Here is a 658-nt window from a genome sequence, read left to right as displayed (position 1 = left end):
GATCCTGCTGAAGCGTGCTCACGACGTTTCAGATCGCGAGCGGCTCATCATGGAGACATGGACAGGGGCCTTCCCTCGGCTCCTTGCGGCCTACGAACACAAGGAGCGGTTTACAGTGGACCCCATGGTCAAGACAGAATCTGTCTGGATTTAAGCTAATGCCTCGGCCATATTCGCAGCTGCACAGCGCTGCCCTGTTTCGTCCCTCTTCGATGCAGTCTCTCGGCCACTGAAGTGGTCGGGTATGGATGCACCGCCACCCAGGCCGCTCTGGTAGACCTCGCCGGGTGTCCGGTACCCCAGTGACTGGTGGGGCCGCTCTTCGTTGTAGAACGGAAAGTACTCCGTCAGCCCGACGGTCAGCTCGCCGACCGAGGCGTAGCCCTTCAGATAGATGTCCTCGTACTTGAGCGTCCGCCACAGACGTTCGACGAAGATGTTGTCAAACGCACGACCTCGGCCGTCCATACTGATCGCGACGCCAGCGCCCTTGAGCACGTCCGTGAAGGCCTGGCTGGTGAACTGCGAGCCCTGATCGCTGTTGAATATCTCGGGCGTGCCATGGCGCCGTAGCGCCTCCTCCAGGGCATCGACGCAGAAGATGGCGTCCATGGTATTGCTGAGTCGCCAGCTCAGCACCTTGCGGCTGTACCAGTCG

1 protein-coding gene is annotated in these 658 nt (G+C 60.6%); it reads right to left on the bottom strand.

Annotation, left to right across the window (positions count from 1 at the left end):
* Positions 1-150 precede the first annotated feature (150 nt).
* The coding region (locus tag OP498_RS18510) for an integrase core domain-containing protein (RefSeq protein WP_280554823.1) at positions 151-658 on the bottom strand (508 nt) is incomplete at its 5' end.

The organism is Halomonas sp. 25-S5 (assembly GCF_029889845.1).
Taxonomy (GTDB): Bacteria; Pseudomonadota; Gammaproteobacteria; order Pseudomonadales; family Halomonadaceae; genus Halomonas.
The sequence above is the reverse complement of the archived record's forward strand: the minus strand, read 5'-3'. Positions and strand labels throughout refer to the sequence as shown.